Source organism: Fusobacterium sp. (assembly GCF_032477075.1).
In the GTDB taxonomy this organism is placed as follows: Bacteria; Fusobacteriota; Fusobacteriia; order Fusobacteriales; family Fusobacteriaceae; genus Fusobacterium_A.
This window is the reverse complement of the sequence record NZ_JAWDXO010000024.1, coordinates 28,831-45,665: the sequence shown is the minus strand read 5'-3', so window position 1 is coordinate 45,665 and position 16,835 is coordinate 28,831. Positions and strand designations below refer to the sequence as shown.

Annotated in this window: 19 protein-coding genes; 1 reads left to right on the top strand and 18 read right to left on the bottom strand. The window is 29.7% G+C overall.

Annotated features, from left to right (window positions below):
* Positions 1-116: 116 nt before the first annotated feature.
* Positions 117-677 carry a 3'-5' exonuclease gene (locus E6771_RS10715; protein ID WP_316091323.1) on the top strand — a complete coding sequence of 187 codons (561 nt, stop codon included), beginning with the start codon at positions 117-119 and terminating at the stop codon, positions 675-677.
* Positions 678-733: 56 nt separating this feature from the next.
* Here E6771_RS10715 and E6771_RS10710 read toward each other — a convergent pair whose 3' ends face one another.
* From E6771_RS10710 to mrdA, 18 genes are all read right to left on the bottom strand, one after another.
* Entirely contained in the window at positions 734-1,120 is a 387-nt protein-coding gene (locus E6771_RS10710; RefSeq protein WP_316091321.1) for a DUF2752 domain-containing protein, read from the bottom strand.
* Positions 1,093-1,428, bottom strand: coding sequence for a DUF4234 domain-containing protein (locus tag E6771_RS10705; protein ID WP_316091320.1), 336 nt, complete (start codon positions 1,426-1,428; stop codon positions 1,093-1,095). The genes E6771_RS10710 and E6771_RS10705 overlap by 28 nt, the downstream gene beginning before the upstream one ends.
* 337 nt (positions 1,429-1,765) lie before the next feature.
* Complete coding sequence (gene proC, locus E6771_RS10700) at positions 1,766-2,575, bottom strand: pyrroline-5-carboxylate reductase (protein WP_316091318.1); 810 nt, start codon at positions 2,573-2,575, stop codon at positions 1,766-1,768.
* Between the two features lie 28 nt (positions 2,576-2,603).
* Positions 2,604-2,939: a tRNA-binding protein gene (locus E6771_RS10695; protein ID WP_316091317.1), complete on the bottom strand. Its 336-nt coding sequence runs from the start codon at positions 2,937-2,939 to the stop codon at positions 2,604-2,606.
* Between the two features lie 21 nt (positions 2,940-2,960).
* Positions 2,961-3,812: a MurR/RpiR family transcriptional regulator gene (locus E6771_RS10690; protein ID WP_316091316.1), complete on the bottom strand. Its 852-nt coding sequence runs from the start codon at positions 3,810-3,812 to the stop codon at positions 2,961-2,963.
* 335 nt (positions 3,813-4,147) lie between these two features.
* On the bottom strand, positions 4,148-4,573 hold the full coding sequence (locus tag E6771_RS10685; protein WP_316091315.1) for an NfeD family protein: 426 nt from the start codon (positions 4,571-4,573) through the stop codon (positions 4,148-4,150).
* Between the two features lie 11 nt (positions 4,574-4,584).
* Positions 4,585-5,025 (bottom strand): hypothetical protein, encoded by a 441-nt coding sequence (locus tag E6771_RS10680; protein ID WP_410054672.1) that lies wholly within the window; start codon positions 5,023-5,025, stop codon positions 4,585-4,587.
* Between the two features lie 24 nt (positions 5,026-5,049).
* Positions 5,050-5,871 (bottom strand): NAD+ synthase, encoded by an 822-nt coding sequence (locus tag E6771_RS10675; RefSeq protein ID WP_316091313.1) that lies wholly within the window; start codon positions 5,869-5,871, stop codon positions 5,050-5,052.
* Between the two features lie 10 nt (positions 5,872-5,881).
* Positions 5,882-6,745, bottom strand: a complete 864-nt coding sequence (gene ylqF / locus E6771_RS10670) for a ribosome biogenesis GTPase YlqF (RefSeq protein WP_316091312.1) — start codon at positions 6,743-6,745, stop codon at positions 5,882-5,884.
* A gap of 21 nt (positions 6,746-6,766) precedes the next feature.
* Positions 6,767-7,432 (bottom strand): 16S rRNA (cytidine(1402)-2'-O)-methyltransferase, encoded by a 666-nt coding sequence (gene rsmI / locus E6771_RS10665; protein WP_316091311.1) that lies wholly within the window; start codon positions 7,430-7,432, stop codon positions 6,767-6,769.
* A 14-nt stretch (positions 7,433-7,446) separates the two neighbouring features.
* Positions 7,447-8,733, bottom strand: a complete 1,287-nt coding sequence (locus E6771_RS10660; protein WP_316091310.1) for a S41 family peptidase — start codon at positions 8,731-8,733, stop codon at positions 7,447-7,449.
* A complete protein-coding gene (locus E6771_RS10655; RefSeq protein WP_316091309.1) occupies positions 8,730-9,539 on the bottom strand; it encodes a TlyA family RNA methyltransferase in 810 nt (269 codons plus the stop codon). Before E6771_RS10655 ends, E6771_RS10660 begins: the two co-directional genes overlap by 4 nt.
* Positions 9,540-9,561: 22 nt before the next feature.
* On the bottom strand, positions 9,562-10,398 hold the full coding sequence (locus E6771_RS10650) for an HD domain-containing protein (protein ID WP_316091308.1): 837 nt from the start codon (positions 10,396-10,398) through the stop codon (positions 9,562-9,564).
* Entirely contained in the window at positions 10,382-12,205 is a 1,824-nt protein-coding gene (gene dxs, locus E6771_RS10645; protein ID WP_316091307.1) for a 1-deoxy-D-xylulose-5-phosphate synthase, read from the bottom strand. The genes E6771_RS10650 and dxs overlap by 17 nt, the downstream gene beginning before the upstream one ends.
* Positions 12,206-12,214: 9 nt before the next feature.
* The gene (locus E6771_RS10640; protein ID WP_316091306.1) at positions 12,215-12,700 is read right to left on the bottom strand and encodes a divergent PAP2 family protein; all 486 of its coding nucleotides are present in this window, start codon (positions 12,698-12,700) and stop codon (positions 12,215-12,217) included.
* A gap of 23 nt (positions 12,701-12,723) precedes the next feature.
* Positions 12,724-13,032, bottom strand: coding sequence for a ribosome assembly RNA-binding protein YhbY (gene yhbY / locus E6771_RS10635; protein ID WP_316091305.1), 309 nt, complete (start codon positions 13,030-13,032; stop codon positions 12,724-12,726).
* 13 nt (positions 13,033-13,045) lie between these two features.
* The gene (locus E6771_RS10630; RefSeq protein ID WP_316091304.1) at positions 13,046-14,920 is read right to left on the bottom strand and encodes a ribonuclease J; all 1,875 of its coding nucleotides are present in this window, start codon (positions 14,918-14,920) and stop codon (positions 13,046-13,048) included.
* Positions 14,921-15,034: 114 nt separating this feature from the next.
* On the bottom strand, positions 15,035-16,834 hold the full coding sequence (gene mrdA / locus E6771_RS10625; RefSeq protein ID WP_316091303.1) for a penicillin-binding protein 2: 1,800 nt from the start codon (positions 16,832-16,834) through the stop codon (positions 15,035-15,037).
* Position 16,835: the final 1 nt, after the last annotated feature.

Genomic DNA, 16,835 nt, shown 5'->3' with positions numbered 1-16,835 from the left:
TCCTTTCATTTTAGGGAGGATATATAATCTTGAGCAAATTATTATACCTTAAAAGGTTAGGAGTAGTTCACATAAATTTAAGTTAACAGAAACTAAATATTTTAAGGGAGAATTTTATGAAAATACTTTTTATAGATACTGAGACTGGAGGAGTAACTGAAAAATCTGCTCTTATTCAGCTTTCAGGAATTGTCCAAATTGGAAAAGAAGTTGCTGAGGAATTTGATTTTTATATAAAACCATTTTCAGGATCAGAAGTTACGGATGAGGCTCTCAGAATTCAAGGAAGAACCAGAAAAGAAATTGAACAATATAATCCTGAAGAAGAAATCTTTAAAAAATTTATGCAAATTTTAAATAAATATATTGATAAGTATAATAAAGAGGATAAATTTCTTGTAGCCGGCTATAATGTTAGATTTGATATAGATGTTTTAAATAGATTTTTACGAAGACATGGAGAGAAATATCTTTTCAGCTATATTCAGTCAACAACATTAGATCCCTTGCAGTGGATTGCAGCATTACAGCTTTTAAAAAAAGTTCCTGTACTCAAAGATAATAAGCTTGAAACATGGTGCAACCACTTTGAAATAGAATTAAAAGCTCATAATTCCTTAGAAGATATCAAAGCAACTAAAGCACTTACTAAAAAAATGATGTTATTGATGAGATAATTAAAAATAAAATGAAGCTGATGTATTAAGTAATTTTTTCATCAGCTTCATTATTTTTATTTTATTATATTTTTTAATCCATTAAATATTCTTACATATATAGCTTTATTATTAAATTTCATAGGTTCTATATCTGGAAAATAAAGATACATCCTTACTAACCAGACACTTATAAAAAGAATCCCTAATATATATATAATTTTTTTATTTTTATATCCCAGCAGAATAAGTGGTACACTCCAAAAAAGTGGATGGTAATAAAATGCTTTCTTTATATCTAAATGTCCAAGAGAAATATAAGCTCTTGTCATTCCACAGGATGGACATGGCAGCCCAAATATATTTATAAAAAGACATATGCTTTTATTAAAAACTATTCCTGCTATAAAACTTATAAAAGCTCCAATAAATATAACTAATATAAATTCTCTACTTTTGGACATAACTCATTTTCCTGATGCTGAATAAGAGCCATAGCTATTATTCCAAAACCAAAAAGGCTCAATAATAAATAAACTATTCCTTCATTTTTTCCTCCAGCTTTTTCTATTTCTTCTCCCATTCTATATATCCATACAAAATAGTATATTCCACATGTAATTATACTTAAAAGTATTATCATCCATCCATTTTTTTCTTTTCCATTATGTTCTGCAAAATCATTGTTTAAATTAACATTCCAAAATAAACTATAAATTCCACAAGTTACAAATGTTAAAATTATGCACAAAGCTATGTTTCTATTTTTCACTTTTCTCTCTCCTTTTTTTGTTTTATATTCTAGTATATCGTGTACTCTTAAGAATTGTCAAATTATTATTTATTTCACTGAGTTACTTTTTATAATTGTAATTACCCCTATTATGTCTATATAGGCTCCTACACACTTTGTTTTAATTTATTTTTCTCCAAAAATAAGATATATCCTACCATGTTAACAAAAAGCGCAAATCACGATGTTTTATTTTGTAGTATATAAAAATTCAATAATAAATCTATATTCTTTTATACTCTTATTTTTTCTAAAAAAAACAAAAAGATGGAAAAAGAAATATTTAGATTTTCTTTTTTCATCTTTCTATATAAATCTATTTATCTTTTTTAGTCATTTCTTTAGATTTATTTATAGTTTCAATAGCTGCTTTGATTATAGCACCTCTGAATCCATTTTCCTCTAGAGATTTTACTCCAACTATTGTTGTCCCCCCTGGAGAACAAACATTATCTTTTAATTCTCCTGGAGGCTTTCCACTTTCAAGAAAAAGTTTTCCACAACCTATGAGAGTTTGCCCTATTAACTTATAAGCTGCTGTTCTTGGAAGCCCTTCTAATACTACTGCATCAGCTAGTGCCTCTATAAACATAAACATAAAGGCTGGTGATGATCCTGAAGCCCCTATTACTGCATCAAAAAGTTCTTCTTTAATCTCTATTGCCATTCCAATTTTTTCAAAAAGTTCTTTAAAAAAAACTTTTTCTTCATCTTCAATATTTTCATTAAATGAATAAGCTATACATCCTTCCTGTACCATCAATGGAAGATTAGGCATAGTTCTAACTATTTTACTATTTCTGTTTTCTGTTTCTTCAAGAATATCATCCATAGTTATACCTGGTGCCATTGCTACTAATATTTTGCTGCTATTAATACTATCTTTAATTTCATCAATTACATCAAAATAAACATTAGGTTTTACAGCAAGAAAAATTATATCACTATTATGAATTAAGTCAAGTTCATTTTCAAGAGCTTTAACTCCATATTTATTTTCTATTTCTTCTCCTCTTACAGAATCATAAACATTTATATCGCTTATTTCTACTATAAGAGAATTGATTATTCCTTTTAGAAAAGCTTCTCCCATATTTCCACAACCAATAAATCCTACTCTTTTCATTTTTCATCTCTCCTATATCTGTATAAAATTAAACTATTTTAGTCCCAAGTTCAATTTCTTTCTCTGGTGTCAAAAGGATACTCTTTGATGCATCTTCTGTTTCTGCACATAAAAGCATACATTGAGAAAGCTCTCCCCTCATTTTTACAGGTTCAAGATTTACCAAAACAATAACTATCTTTTCTAAAAGTTCTTCCTGAGTATAGTAATCTACAAGACTTGTTACAGTTTGTACAGTATTTTCTCTTCCAATATCTATTTGTACTTTATATAGCTTATCAGCAGTAGATACTTTTTCTACTTGGATTATTTTTCCAACTCTCATTTCAAGTTTAGCAAAATCTGAATATTTAATTGTCTCCATATCTCATCTCCTGCACATATATTATTTATCTATATATATATTAAATCTATCAGTTATTTCTTTCAACTTATCAAATCTATCCATAACATTTTCTTTATCTTCCATTCCAAGTTTTACCAAAAGTGCATTAATTAAAACTATCCCAGGAACAAAAGTATATGCTTTTTCTCCATTCTTAGTTGTCAATACAAGATCAGATATATTTCCTAATGTAGAATCTTTCTTATCTGTCACTGTAATTACTTTATTACCATGTTCCTTAAAAAACTCTGTTACCTGATATGTAAAGTTTGTATATGGGTGAAAGGAAATTGTAAATAATAAATCTTCTTTTTGTGAATAAAGGAGTTTATCAGTAAAATCTGATGCTCCAGATATCATCAATTCCACTCCTTCTCTGAATTCTTTAAGCATAAAATAAAGATAATATGCAAGGGCATAAGATCCTCTAGCCCCTAATACATACAATTTTCTGCTGCTTTTTATCCATTCAACAGCTTGATCTAACGACTTTTCTAATTCTACTATATCCATTTCTTGAAGAAGTTCTATATTGGTATCTATAATATCTTTAATAATATTACTGCCAGTAGCAGCTTCTCCAATACTATTTTTAAGTCCTTTCATATATGATGTTTCTTTCTCTACTTCTTTTTGGAATATTTTTTGAAAATCTGGGTATCCTTTAAAACCAAGATTTTTTGAAAATCTTGTAATTGTAGCTGGACTTGTTTCTGTTTCTATAGCTAATTGGTTTATTGAAATAAAAGATATTATACTTTGATTATATTTAATATAATCAGCTATTTTCTTAAAACTTTTACTAAAACTTTCATAATTTCCATCCAAATAATTTAGTATTTTTTTCTTCATAGTTTTCCCCTCTTATTTAAATGATTTTATTTTAATTATAAACTATAATTTATATAAAAGCAAAATAAAATATTATAATTTTTTCGCAAATTTAGATAATTTACCTTTCATTTTTTCTAATTTTTTTACATATATCAGCCTAATGTCAAAAAAGTGTTACAAAAAATAATTATTTTATTCCAATTATCTTTCAAAAATTCCTATTTTCTTGAATTATCTATTCAATATAACTTAAATTATTATAATTTTCCTATTAAAATTTAATAAATTGTTTCCAAATAAAAACGAGAGTGCTTTCATAGGTATAAATTCCCTACTATTGCCTCTCTCATTTTTTACTCAATATCACTTTTACATTCAATTTTTTCAAGAACAAGTTTTATACCTTCAATTCTTAAAATTTTTACTTTATCTCCAATTTCTAATTTTTCATCAGATTTTCCCACCCAATGTTTTCCATCAAAATAGATTTCATAATTTCCATTTGGATCTATCCCCTTTATTTCAACAACACTACCAGTTATACGATCCACATTACCATCCTTTCTTTCAAGCATCTTTTTAGAAAATTTTCTAGTTGATGCAAGAAGTACAGCTGAAAGTATTACAAAGAAATATCCTTGATACAATCCATTATCTACTACTATAGAAAAAAATATGGTAATGGCTGCTGCTAAAGCAAACCAAATAGAAATAAGTCCAGGAACTATAAGTTCTACCACTGTGAAAAATACTGCACCTGCCAGCCAGTATACTGCCATATGTATCCCCCCTATTCAGCTGTTTGCTGTTCTTCACTTATGCTTTCATCAGTATCTTCTTCAACATCTTTTTTAACTTCTTGATCTTTAGTCAAAAGTTTTTCTATTTTTTTTACTCTTCTATCTACTTCATTGATTCTATATTCCAATGAATTCAATATCCAAAATTGAAAATGACTTGCTCTCTGTGCTTCATAAAACATCCATATAAGTTTGAATATTCCTAATAGTACAGCTACCTCTAAAGTTAAAAATAATGTTATCTTTTGAAGTACTACTCCTAAAATAAGAAGAACTATGATTAATACAACAAACAAAAAATTTATTATTTTATGCTGTGAATTATTTGCTCCTCCAATTTGACCAACTATACTTCTGATTCTTTCTTTTTCTTTCTTAAACTCATCTAATTCCTCTTTTAATTGTGCTTCTTTTTTTGGCAATAAAATCACTCCCTCTGTATACAAGATAATTTGCTATACTCCCCAATCTCTAGGATATCTGAATTCCATTCCCATAGTTCTTCTTGACACCTTAGCTATTGTTGGTAGTTTTCTTTTATATTGTGAAAGTTTTATTTTTTTGATTATTGTTTCTACAGTATCTTTAGAAAATCCTTCTCTGATTATTTCTTCTGGAGTCATTCTTTCATCTATAAGTCTATATAATATTTCATCCGCCATTTTATATGAAAATCCAAGTTCTTGTTCATCAGTTTGCCCTTCCCATAAATCAGCACTCGGTTTTTTTTCAATAAGCTCTTTTGGTATTCCCATATGTTTTGATAAATTCCACACATGTGTTTTATATAAATCACCTATTGGGTTAACTGCTGAAGCTGAATCTCCAAATTGAGTACTATACCCTAACATTATTTCAGTTTTATTAGAAGTTCCAAGCACTAAAGCTTTTTCTTTAGCTGAATGATCAAAAAGTATAGACATTCTCTCTCTAGCCATTTTATTACCCTTTCTAAGGCTGCTCATATCTGATTCTAAATTAAAATAAGCCTCTACCATTGGTGTTATCTCTATTTTTTTATTTCTTATTCCTAAAGCTTTTATTACAAGTTCTGCATGTTCAATGCTTTCTTTGCTCGAAGCTTTATATGGCATCATTATCCCTAAAACATTTTCAGGGCTAAATGCCTTAGCTGCAAGAAATGCTACAAGAGCCGAATCTATTCCTCCAGACAATCCTAATACTACTTTATTAAATCCTACTTTTCCTACTTCTTCTTTCAAAAAATTGACTAAAGTTTCTTCCAAAACATTTAAGTCTATATTTAGTTTTTCCATTATTCCTCCATTACTTGTCCAAACCAAATTTACTTAATCTACAATTTCTATAATCTCTAAGAACTGTATATGCTGCTTGTTGAATATTAAGATTTTCTCCTTTATTGAACATCTTATTTCTAAGAGCTATCTTTTCAAGAATCTCACCCATAATTTCACTTTTATCCTCATCTAATAGTTTATATCTTTCTTTAAGAATATTCCATAATCCATATTTAATCATTTTTGAAATTAAAATACAAGAAATATCTTCTATTGGAAGTATTTCATCTCTTATTGCTCCAGTTATTGCTAAATTTTGCCCAACTTCATCACTTTCAAATTTAGGCCATAAAATTCCTGGAGTGTCTAATAACTCCAATCCTTCTTTTATTCTTACCCATTGTTTTCCTCTAGTAAATCCAGGTTTATTTCCTACTCCAGCACTGCTTTTTCCTACAATTCTATTAATAAGTCTCGATTTCCCTACATTTGGTATACCTACTACCATTAATCTTGTATTTACTTTTCTTAAACCTTTAGCTTTCATTTTTTCTTTTTTTTCAGCTGATACCTTATCTATAATAGAGTAAAGTGCTTTTATATTGAAACCAGTTTCTGCACTGATTTCAAGAACTTCATCAGCCATATTATTTTCTTTAAAATATTTTTTCCAATATAATATTTCTGACTTTTCCACAAGATCAGATTTATTTAAAACTATAACTCTTTTTTTATTCTTAGCAAGACCTGAAATATCAGGATTTTTGCTGGATAAAGGTATTCTTGCATCCACTACTTCTAGAACTATATCTATCAGCTGCATATTTTCTTTTATCAGGTCTTTTGTTTTCTTCATATGACCTGGATACCAATTTATTTTTGTCATTGACATGGTTTACACTACTCCCTTAAATTAATCTTCTTGCCCCTTGATAAGAAAAACTATCTCACCTTTTATTGGATTTTTGGCAAGTTTTTCTATAAGCTCTGTAGTTGTTCCTCTCAGTATTTCTTCATATATTTTTGTAATCTCCCTTATGATTACTACTTCTTTCACTCCCATAAACTGTTCTATATCTCTTAAAGTTTTTTCTATTCTAAAAGGTGATTCATATATTATTATTGTTCTTTCTTCCTGTGACAGAGTTTTTAAAAGTGTCTGCCTCCCTTTTTTCTTAGGGAGAAAACCTTCAAAACAGAATCTTCTCATAGTTATTCCAGCTGCTGAAGCTGCTGCTGTTAAAGCACTTGCTCCAGGAATTGGAACAACTTTTATTCCTTCATTATGAGCTGCATCTACTAACTCATATCCAGGATCTGATATACATGGTGTTCCTGCATCTGTTACCAAAGCGATCTCTTTTCCTTCTTTTAAAAGATTTATTATATTTGCAATCTGATGCATCTTTGTATGCTCATCATATCTATATACTATATTTTCTATTTCATAATGATTTAAAAGCTTTCTTGTAACTCTTGTATCTTCAGCAAAAATATAATTTACTTCTTTCAAAGTACGAATTGCTCTGAAAGTCATATCCTCAAGATTTCCTATTGGAGTTGCTACTATATAAAGCATATTTCTTCACCCTTCTACTTGCTATTTTCTTTATTTAGAAGAAGTCCTTTAAGTATTCCTACAGCTGTATCTAATTGTATATCTTTATGTTGAGAATATTTTTCTGCTGCTTCTTCTCCTTTAATTTCTTTTATTATTTCTTTTTTATTTTCTTTTGTTTCAGTTTCATCTATATTAGTTACCATACTATCAAAAAGCATATATCCTTCTTTTTCCTCTACTACTACATCTGGTTCTATTCCTTTTCCATGAATAGATATTCCACTTGGAGTATAATATTTAGCAATAGTAAGTTTCATTCCATCTCCATCTGGTAATGGAATAAGAGTTTGTACACTTCCTTTTCCGAAAGATTTTTCTCCTACAAGAATACCCCTTTTATTATCTTTTATTGCTCCAGATACAATCTCAGATGCAGAAGCACTTCCTCCATTAATGAGAATAACAAGAGGAAAATCTCCATAATATTTACCTTCTCTATTAGATACCTGCTCTGTTCCCTCTTTAGATTTTACACTTACTACTCTTCCTTCTTTCAGAAACATAGAAGAAATTTTTATAGCTTGATCCAGAGCTCCGCCTGGATTACTTCTCAAATCAAATACAAGAGCTTTCATATTATTTTTTTGCAGCTCTTCCATAGCTTTTTTTACATCTGGATATACATTTTCTCCAAATTGAGTAAGTCTCAAATAACCAATTTTATCATCAAGCATTCTATGTTTTACATATTTAAGCTCTACAACAGCTCTTTCTATTTCTATATCTTTTGTTTCTTTTGTAGATTCTCTGTATACTGTCACTTTTACTTTTGTATTAGGTTCACCTTTAAGTTTTTTCACACTTTCTTCACTTGTAAGTTTATATGTAGCTTCACCATCAATAGCTATTATTTTATCTTTTGGTTTTACTCCAACTTTAAAAGCTGGTCCATCTTCTATTGGAGATACTACTGTAAGAGGTTCATTGACCCTTTTTTGCACTACCATCCCAACACCTACATAAGTTCCTTTCAAATCTTCTTTAAAACTTTCTAACTCAGCTTTAGTAAAATAATTTGAATGAGGATCATCTAAAGATTCTAACATTCCTTTAACTGCACCTTGAAGGAGGATTTTTTTATCTATTTTCTTTTCACCTACATAATTTTCATTAAGTATATCCATAATATCAGAAAGTTCTTTCAACTCTCTTATATTTGAAAGAAATCCACTTTTATCTTCATTTGCTGAAAAACAATTAGAAAAAACAATCATTGAAAATAACAGCACTATTATTTTGTTCTTAAACAACTTTTTCATACAGCTCCTCCTAAATTCCTACCATTTTTGACAATCCCATCTATATCTATATTTTTTTTATTTTCAACTTTAAGTCCAAATATTGATATATACTCTATGTTCCCTTTTGTTCCTGTTATTGGGGAAAAATCTAATCCTTCAATATAAAATTTATTCTTTTCTCCCTCTTTAATAACTTTTTTCACAGCTTCTATATGCTGCATACTATCCTTTACTATCCCACCTTTTTCTATATGTTCTCTGCCTACCTCAAATTGAGGCTTGATTAAAGCCATAAGTTTAGTCTCTGGCTGACAAAATTTTATCAAATGTTCTAATACCTTTGTTATAGATATAAAAGAAACATCCATTACTATATAATCCATTTTTCTATTATCTAATTCATTTTCTGTTAAATCTTTTATATGAGTATTTTCTATAGCTTTTACTTTATTATGATTTCGAAGTTTCCAATCAAGTTGGTTAGTTCCTACATCCATTGCATATACAAATTCAGCTCCATTTTGAAGTGAACAATCTGTAAAGCCTCCTGTTGAAGCTCCTACATCAAGGATTAACTTTCCAGTAAGTTTCATTCCAAATACTTGTAAGGCTTTTTCAAGTTTTAATCCACCTCTGCTTACATATTTAGACATTTCTCCTTTTATTCTTATAACAGGCTCTTTATCTAATTTTATAAAAGTTCCGCTCTTGTCTATTTTTTTATTATCTACTATTACCAATCCAGCCATTATAGCTCTCTGAGCCTGCTCTTTACTTTCAAAAAACCCATTTTTTACTAAGAGAATGTCTAATCTCTCTTTCATTTTTCACCTCTAAAAATATCATCTATTTATCTTTATCTTTTTTAAAAATTATATCATCATTAAAGTATGGAAGAAGTGGGCTTTCAAGCATTATGTTTTTAAATCCCTTTCTATCTACCATTCTTTTTAATTTTTCCGTTTCTCTTACTCTCTGAATAAAAAAATTATCTCCAATTGGAATTTTTTTGTTTTTCTTATAATAATTTATAAGCTGTTTTGTATTTTTTAGATTAAGTTCTTGTTTAGCTCTTTTTAATCTATCTTTTACTACTCCCTGAGTACAGTTCAATTTTTCTGCTATCTCTTCAAGCAACGCTCCCTGAGACATAAGTTCCAGTATTTTATCAGCACCTATTGGATTTATTCTATGATACTTTGCTGAATACATATCAGCCCTATGAACTATGTGAGCTTCTTTTGTATTAGGTTGTATCTTCCCCCATTTACCATGATGGGATAATACTATATGAATTATATTTTTTCTTATAGTATCATTAAGTTCTGCTCCAATAGCTTCCTCTACATCTTTTAATACTTTATCTGCTTCCCTTGTTATATATTCAGGTTTTTTTAGCATCATTTGTGAATGTGAAAATTTTTCTTCTGTTTTTCTAATGCTTCCTTTACTGAGATCATGGATTATTATTCCTACTGTCATAGCAAAAAAATCCACTCTCTGCCTGGCTTCAGAAAAATTTTTATAATCTCTTTTGAGTTCATCGATAGATATCTTCAAGACATCATAGGTATGAGTTGAAACTTTCACACCTTGGTCATCAAAAAGTTCCAAATCTTTTACCATTTCTAATTCTAAAAGATTTTCTATGAATTCCAATGCTTTCTTATTTTTTTCCTGCATCTATTTTTTCCTCAATTCTTTTAATTAAATTTTCTCCTTTTAAACCAAATTCTTCCAAAAGTTCTCCCCGCTTTCCATGTGGCACGATTCCATTTTCTATTGCTATTTTATTTATAATTTTTTCCTTCCCTATTCCATTAATAAAATCTAAGATACTGCTTCCAAAAGAATTTTTTTCATAAGCCTCTTCCATAACAAAAATATTATCATATTTATCTAAATTGTCCAATATGTATTTTTCATCAAGAGGTTTTATTGAAGCTGCACTTACTATTGTTCCATCAATTTTTTTCGATTTTAACTGTTCATCTATGCTTAAAATCTCTTTTAGCATACTCCCTGTTGCTATAAAGAGAATTTTTTTCCCTTTTTTTATTTCCTTCCATTTACCTATTTCCAATTTTTTATCATTTTCTAATGAAAAAGATATTTCTCGTGGTATTCTTATTACCATAGGTCCTTCATCAAAATCTTTTGATATCTCCAAAGCTTCTATAAGTTCATCACAAGTAGTAGGGGCAACAACTGTATAGTTTGGTATAGTTGTAAACATAGAAATGTCATAAAGTCCATTATGAGTTTTTCCATCTTCTCCTACAATACCTGCTCTATCTATTATAAAACGAACTGGTAATTTCTGGATAGAAATATCATGAATAAGCTGACTAAACCCTCTTTGCATAAAAGTTGAATAAATTGCTACATATGGTTTTTTCCCCATAGAAGCAAGCCCTCCTGCAAAAGTTACAGCATGCCCTTCAGCTATCCCTACATCTACACCTCTCTTAGGAAATTTTTCAAAAAATTCTCCTAATCCTGTTCCCTTTACCATTCCTGCAGTAATAGCATAAATATTTTCATCTCTTTCTCCAAGTTTTACCATCTCTTCTCCTAAAATACTAGAATAAGTTTTGATTTTACAAGGAGTAGAACCTGTTTTCATATCAAATGGTGATATTCCATGAAATTTTTCTTGATCTTTTTCAGCAAATAAATAACCTTTACCTTTTTGAGTTTTTATATGTATAAAGATTGGTCCTTCCATATCCTTTACTTTATTAAATGTATTGATTAATTCTTCTATATTGTGTCCATCTATAACTCCTAAAAATTTTAAACCAAGGCTTTCAAGAATACTCAATGGGAGAAAGAAGTTTTTTACAGAAAATTCCATTCTTTCAAGTGTATTAGATACTCTGTTTACTATTCTTATTTTATTTATAATAGCTTTTACATCATCTCTGAAATTCATATACTTTGCACTTACCATCAGCTTTCCAAAAAACCGAGAAAGAGACCCTACATTTTTTCCAATGGACATCTCATTATCGTTTAATATAATGATAAGGTTTTTTAGTTTTGCCCCAATGTTGTTCAAAGCCTCTAGAGAGTGTCCATTAGAGATAGAAGCATCTCCAATAACTACTATTACTTTTTTAGTAGAATCAGCTAATGCAATTCCTGCTGCTGCTGAAAGAGCTGTTCCTGCATGACCAGATATAAATGGATCATAGGAACTTTCTTTAGGGTCCATAAATGGACCAATTCCATATCTTTGCCTCAGAGTAAAAAATCTTTCTTCTCTCCCTGTCAATAATTTGTGTATATATGACTGATGTCCCACATCAAAAAGTAACTTATCTTGAGAAAAGTCAAAAACTTTATGCAGACATAAAGTAAGTTCTACTACTCCAAGGTTTGGACCAAGATGCCCGCCATTTTTACTTACAGTTTCTATCAATATTTTTCTTATTTCTTCAGCTCTTTTTTTAATTTCATCTACACTTGCATCTTTCAAATTTTCCATATTCCTTCCTTACCCTTGTAGATACACTTTAAATATCAATCCAATTACTATTCCAAGGGCACATCCTACCACTACCTCAACAGGTGTATGTCCAAGAAGTTCTTTCAATTTTGCTTCTTTTTCCTTACTAAAATGTTTATTATATTGAGCCCTCCCAATAAATAGTGGTATTTTTTCTATAAGAGAATTGATTACCCCTGCTTGTTTCCCTGCTGCTCTCCTTATACCTGCAGAATCATACATAACTATTCCAGCAAAAATAATAGTTATTGCAAAAATATCACTGCTTATTCCATAACGTATTCCTATACATGTAGTCAGACATGATACTGTAGAGCTGTGAGAACTTGGCATTCCTCCAGTATCCCACAATCTTGTTATATCAAATTTTCTTTTTTTAAATACAGGTGTCAATACTTTATAGAACTGTGCTATAAACCATGCTATAAATACTACATCTAATACTCTATTATTAAAAATTATTCCGGGACTCATAGCTTCCCTCCTAAACACATTTTCTACTTAATGCTTTTCAATTCCAACGAAATAGTTGGTTTATCTTTATTTTCTCTAAATAATATAATAGTTCTTCCAATTATTCCTACAATTTCAAATTCATTACAATTAGAAAGTTCTTCTAAAACTTCATCTTTTCCTTTTTCACAATTTTGAAGTATTTTTACTTTTAGTAATTCTCTAGAGTCTATAGCCTCCAATATACTTTGAATAAGACTGTCAGTTATTCCATCTTTTCCAATTCTTACCAGAGGATTTAATTCATGAGCTTTTTTCTTTAAAAATGCTCTTTGTTTACTTGTTAATGCCATATTTTTTCTCCTTTTATATTTCCATAATTATCGGCAATACTACCGGATTTCTTTTTGTTTTATTGTAAAAATATTTTGATGCTATATCTCTAGTAGTGTTTTTAAATGTATTCCAGTCTTTTGCAGAACTTCTTTCTATATTGCTCAATTTAGCTTTTATTGCTTCAATTGCTTCTTTTATTATATCATCAGATTCTTTAGAATATACAAACCCTCTTGTGACAATATCAGGACCTGCTATTATTTTACCAGTTTCTTTGCTAATTGTAAAAACAATTACTACTACTCCATCTTGTGATAATTGTTGCCTATCTTTTAAAACTATATTCCCTATATCTCCTACACCCAATCCGTCTACAAGTGTAGATCCTGCATTTACTTTTCCTTTGATTTTTACTGCTGATTTGGTTACCTCAACCTTACTTCCATTTTGAGCAATTATAACATTATTTTTTGATACTCCAGTTTCAATTGCTGTATCTTTATGAGCTTTAAGCATTTTATGTTCTCCATGTACTGGCATAAAATATCTGGGCTTTATAAGATTAAGCATAAGTTTTTGTTCATCCTTACTTCCATGACCTGAAACATGGATCCCTGCTATTTTTTTAAAGACAACTTCAGCATCATATTTAAGAAGATTATTTATATTATTAGAAACAGCTTTTTCATTTCCTGGTATTGGAGTTGCAGAAATTATTACTGTATCTCCTTCTTTTATCTTTATATGTTTATGCATATTTTTAGCTATTCTAGACAGAGCAGCCATCGGTTCTCCTTGAGTTCCTGTACATAAAATAACTACTTTATTGTCTTTAAGCTTATCTACTTCTGATAAAGCTACCATCATTCCTTCTGGGATTCTAAGATATCCTAAATTAGATGCTATTTCAAATACTTTTACTAGGCTTCTACCATCAATAGCTATTCTTCTTCCATATTCTTCTGCTGTATTTATTATCTGTTGTAGTCTATGTACATGTGAAGCAAAAGCTGCTACAATTATTCTTCCTTTAGCTTTTGAGAATTCCTGTTTAAATGCTTCTCCTACACTTCTTTCTGATGGTGTAAATCCTTCTACTTCTGAATTTGTTGAATCAGAAAGCATTAAATCTACTCCCTGTTCCCCTACTTGAGAAAGTCTTGCAAAATCCACTCCTTCACTATCTACTGGAGTCAGATCTATTTTAAAATCTCCTGTGTGAAATACCACTCCTGCTGGCGATGTTATTACTAATGAATATGCATCTGTTATAGAGTGAGTTACTTTTATAAACTCAACTGTAAAATATTTTCCAACTTTTACTTTACTTCTCCCTTTTATTTCTTTCATTTTAGGAAGTTCTTTTGAAAATCCAGGATTATCAAATTTCGATTTGGCTAAAGCTAATGTAAGCTTTCCTCCAAACATTGGAATATTTTTATCTATTTTTTGATAAAGATATGGAATTGAACCTATATGATCTTCATGTCCATGAGTTATAAAAAGTCCTTTCACTTTATCTTTATTATTCTCTATAAATGAAAAATCAGGTATCACTAAATCTATTCCCAATAAATTCTCATCTGGGAAAGTCACCCCTGAGTCTATTATTATTATTTCATCTCTATATTGAATGACTGTCATATTTTTTCCTACTTCTTCAAGTCCACCTAAAGGAATGACATACATTTTTTCTTCTTTTATACTTTTTGTCTCTTTTGTTTCAGCCACTCTTTCTGCTTTAACCTCTACTTTCTTTTCTTCTTTATCTTCTTTTAATTCTTTTATACCAGCTTTTATTGCTTTTAATTTCTCTTTTATATCTTTTACCTCTTTTATTCCACTAGTTTCTGTTCTTTTCTTTTTTGAATATTCTTTTTCTGTATCTTTGTTTCTTTTTATCATCTGTTCTCCTTATTTTGATAGTATTTTTTCTGTACCTCCACTACTTCAAAATTACTATAACACTAAAATATACCTAATTAACTTTCTCCTCATTATTAGTTGGATCTTCGTTGATTACTTTTCCCTATTTTTTATCTCTAAATATTTATCTATAAATTTTCTCGCCATTGCTCCACCCATAGCTCCTCCTCCTCCAGCTCCTTCCAATATAACTGAAAAAGCTATCTCAGGATTATCAGCAGGAAAATATCCTGCTACCCATGCATGTGTAGTTTTAGAATGAGGGTTCTGAGCAGAACCACTTTTTGCTGCAACTTTCATTCCAGGAGTTCTTAGTATTTTAGTTGTTCCATTATCCTGTGCAACTGTTGCTATCAAAGCTTCATTTAATTCATTATAATATTTTTCAGGAAATTTTGTTATCTGATGTTTTTCTCCTGTTATTGGAGTCACATTCTTTCCGCTAAAATCTACTAATTCTTTTACTAAATGAGGAGAATACACATATCCTTTATTTGCAATTGAAGCATAAAGAACAGCTATCTGTAGAGGAGTTACTGTAAGATACCCCTGCCCAATTGATAAAAGTATTGTGTCTCCTTTGTACCATCCACTTCCCATTGCCTTTTTTTTCCATTCAGCATCTGGAAGTAATCCTCTTTTTTCTCCAGGAATATCTATTCCTGTTCTTTCATTAAGTCCAAATAAATGAGCTGTATCTACTATTGCTTTATGGCCTATTTGGTCAGATAGTCTATAGTAATATGGATTAGCTGATTCAACAATAGATTTTTTCATATCTACATTTCCATGTCCTCCTGCTTTCCAAGCTCTCCATCTCCATTTTCCTATTTCATAATATCCATTTTTATCTAGATATTTTTCTTTAGGATCAATTCCATTATCAAGAAATGCCATTGCTGACACTACTTTAAATACTGATCCTGGAGGATATTCTCCTGCTATTGTTTTATTAGTCAGTGGTCTCCCTGGATCAGTTATTATCTTTTGCCAATCCTCATTCAAAATTTGAGAACTAAACATATTCAAAGAGTATGTAGGATAACTTACCATAGTTATTATTTCACCAGTTTTAGGATCCATGGCAATAAATGCTCCTACTCTTTCATCCTCTTTAAATTGTTCTTCCATATATTCTTGAAGTTCCATATTTAATGTCATATAAAGATCTTTTCCAGGTATTGGGTCTTTTTCTTCTGCTACTCTTCTTTGAACTTTATTAAAAGCATTTACCTCTATATATTCATACCCATCTTCACCTTGAAGGTTTTGATCATATGCTCTTTCTATCCCATCTTTACCAACTATGTCCCTCGGAGAATATCCTTCATCCTTTAGTTTTTCATACTCTTTTTCAGATATTTTTTTTACATAACCTATACTATGTGAAGCTACTGAATCATAAAGATATCGTCTTTTGGAATAAGTTTGAACTTGCAGATAAGGATAATCTACTATCTTTTCCATCAATTTATGAGCAGTTTCTTCATCCAAACTCTCTACAAGTACATTTTCTCTGGTATATGGAAATATTTCTCCATTTCTTATTCTTCTTTTTATAAACTCTTCATCATAACCAGTTACTTCACTAATTTCTCTCACAATCTCAGGGTCACTGTTTCTCTCCTTTAAATACACAAGTCTATAGCCTGCACCATTTGTTACTACCAATCTTCCTTCTCTATCATAGATTTTTCCTCTTGGTGATTCTATCTTCTTTAATTTAAATCTATTTTTTTCAGAAAGATATGCATATCTCTCTCCTCTTACAAGCTGAAGATACATCATTCTTGTTCCAAGTCCTAAAAATACAAGCAAAATAAAAACTTTAAATACTATATCTCTTTTACTGTTATCTGACCCTAATTTTATTTGAATTTTTCCATTTTTCATA

Bases quoted from the DNA above. Each gene is read 5' to 3' on its own strand.
- E6771_RS10655 (WP_316091309.1), bottom strand. From the start codon at position 9,539: ATGAAAGAGAGATTAGACATTCTCTTAGTAAAAAATGGGTTTTTTGAA.
- proC (WP_316091318.1), bottom strand. From the start codon at position 2,575: ATGAAAAGAGTAGGATTTATTGGTTGTGGAAATATGGGAGAAGCTTTT.
- E6771_RS10690 (WP_316091316.1), bottom strand. From the start codon at position 3,812: ATGAAGAAAAAAATACTAAATTATTTGGATGGAAATTATGAAAGTTTT.
- dxs (WP_316091307.1), bottom strand. From the start codon at position 12,205: ATGGAAAATTTGAAAGATGCAAGTGTAGATGAAATTAAAAAAAGAGCT.
- E6771_RS10630 (WP_316091304.1), bottom strand. From the start codon at position 14,920: ATGATAAAAAGAAACAAAGATACAGAAAAAGAATATTCAAAAAAGAAA.
- E6771_RS10640 (WP_316091306.1), bottom strand. From the start codon at position 12,700: ATGAGTCCCGGAATAATTTTTAATAATAGAGTATTAGATGTAGTATTT.
- mrdA (WP_316091303.1), bottom strand. From the start codon at position 16,834: ATGAAAAATGGAAAAATTCAAATAAAATTAGGGTCAGATAACAGTAAA.
- E6771_RS10660 (WP_316091310.1), bottom strand. From the start codon at position 8,733: ATGAAAAAGTTGTTTAAGAACAAAATAATAGTGCTGTTATTTTCAATG.
- E6771_RS10715 (WP_316091323.1), top strand. From the start codon at position 117: ATGAAAATACTTTTTATAGATACTGAGACTGGAGGAGTAACTGAAAAA.
- E6771_RS10710 (WP_316091321.1), bottom strand. From the start codon at position 1,120: ATGTCCAAAAGTAGAGAATTTATATTAGTTATATTTATTGGAGCTTTT.
- E6771_RS10675 (WP_316091313.1), bottom strand. From the start codon at position 5,871: ATGGAAAAACTAAATATAGACTTAAATGTTTTGGAAGAAACTTTAGTC.
- yhbY (WP_316091305.1), bottom strand. From the start codon at position 13,032: ATGGCATTAACAAGTAAACAAAGAGCATTTTTAAAGAAAAAAGCTCAT.
- rsmI (WP_316091311.1), bottom strand. From the start codon at position 7,432: ATGCTTTATATAGTAGCAACTCCAATAGGAAATCTTGAGGATATGACT.
- E6771_RS10685 (WP_316091315.1), bottom strand. From the start codon at position 4,573: ATGGCAGTATACTGGCTGGCAGGTGCAGTATTTTTCACAGTGGTAGAA.
- E6771_RS10695 (WP_316091317.1), bottom strand. From the start codon at position 2,939: ATGGAGACAATTAAATATTCAGATTTTGCTAAACTTGAAATGAGAGTT.
- E6771_RS10650 (WP_316091308.1), bottom strand. From the start codon at position 10,398: ATGCAGGAAAAAAATAAGAAAGCATTGGAATTCATAGAAAATCTTTTA.
- ylqF (WP_316091312.1), bottom strand. From the start codon at position 6,745: ATGTCAATGACAAAAATAAATTGGTATCCAGGTCATATGAAGAAAACA.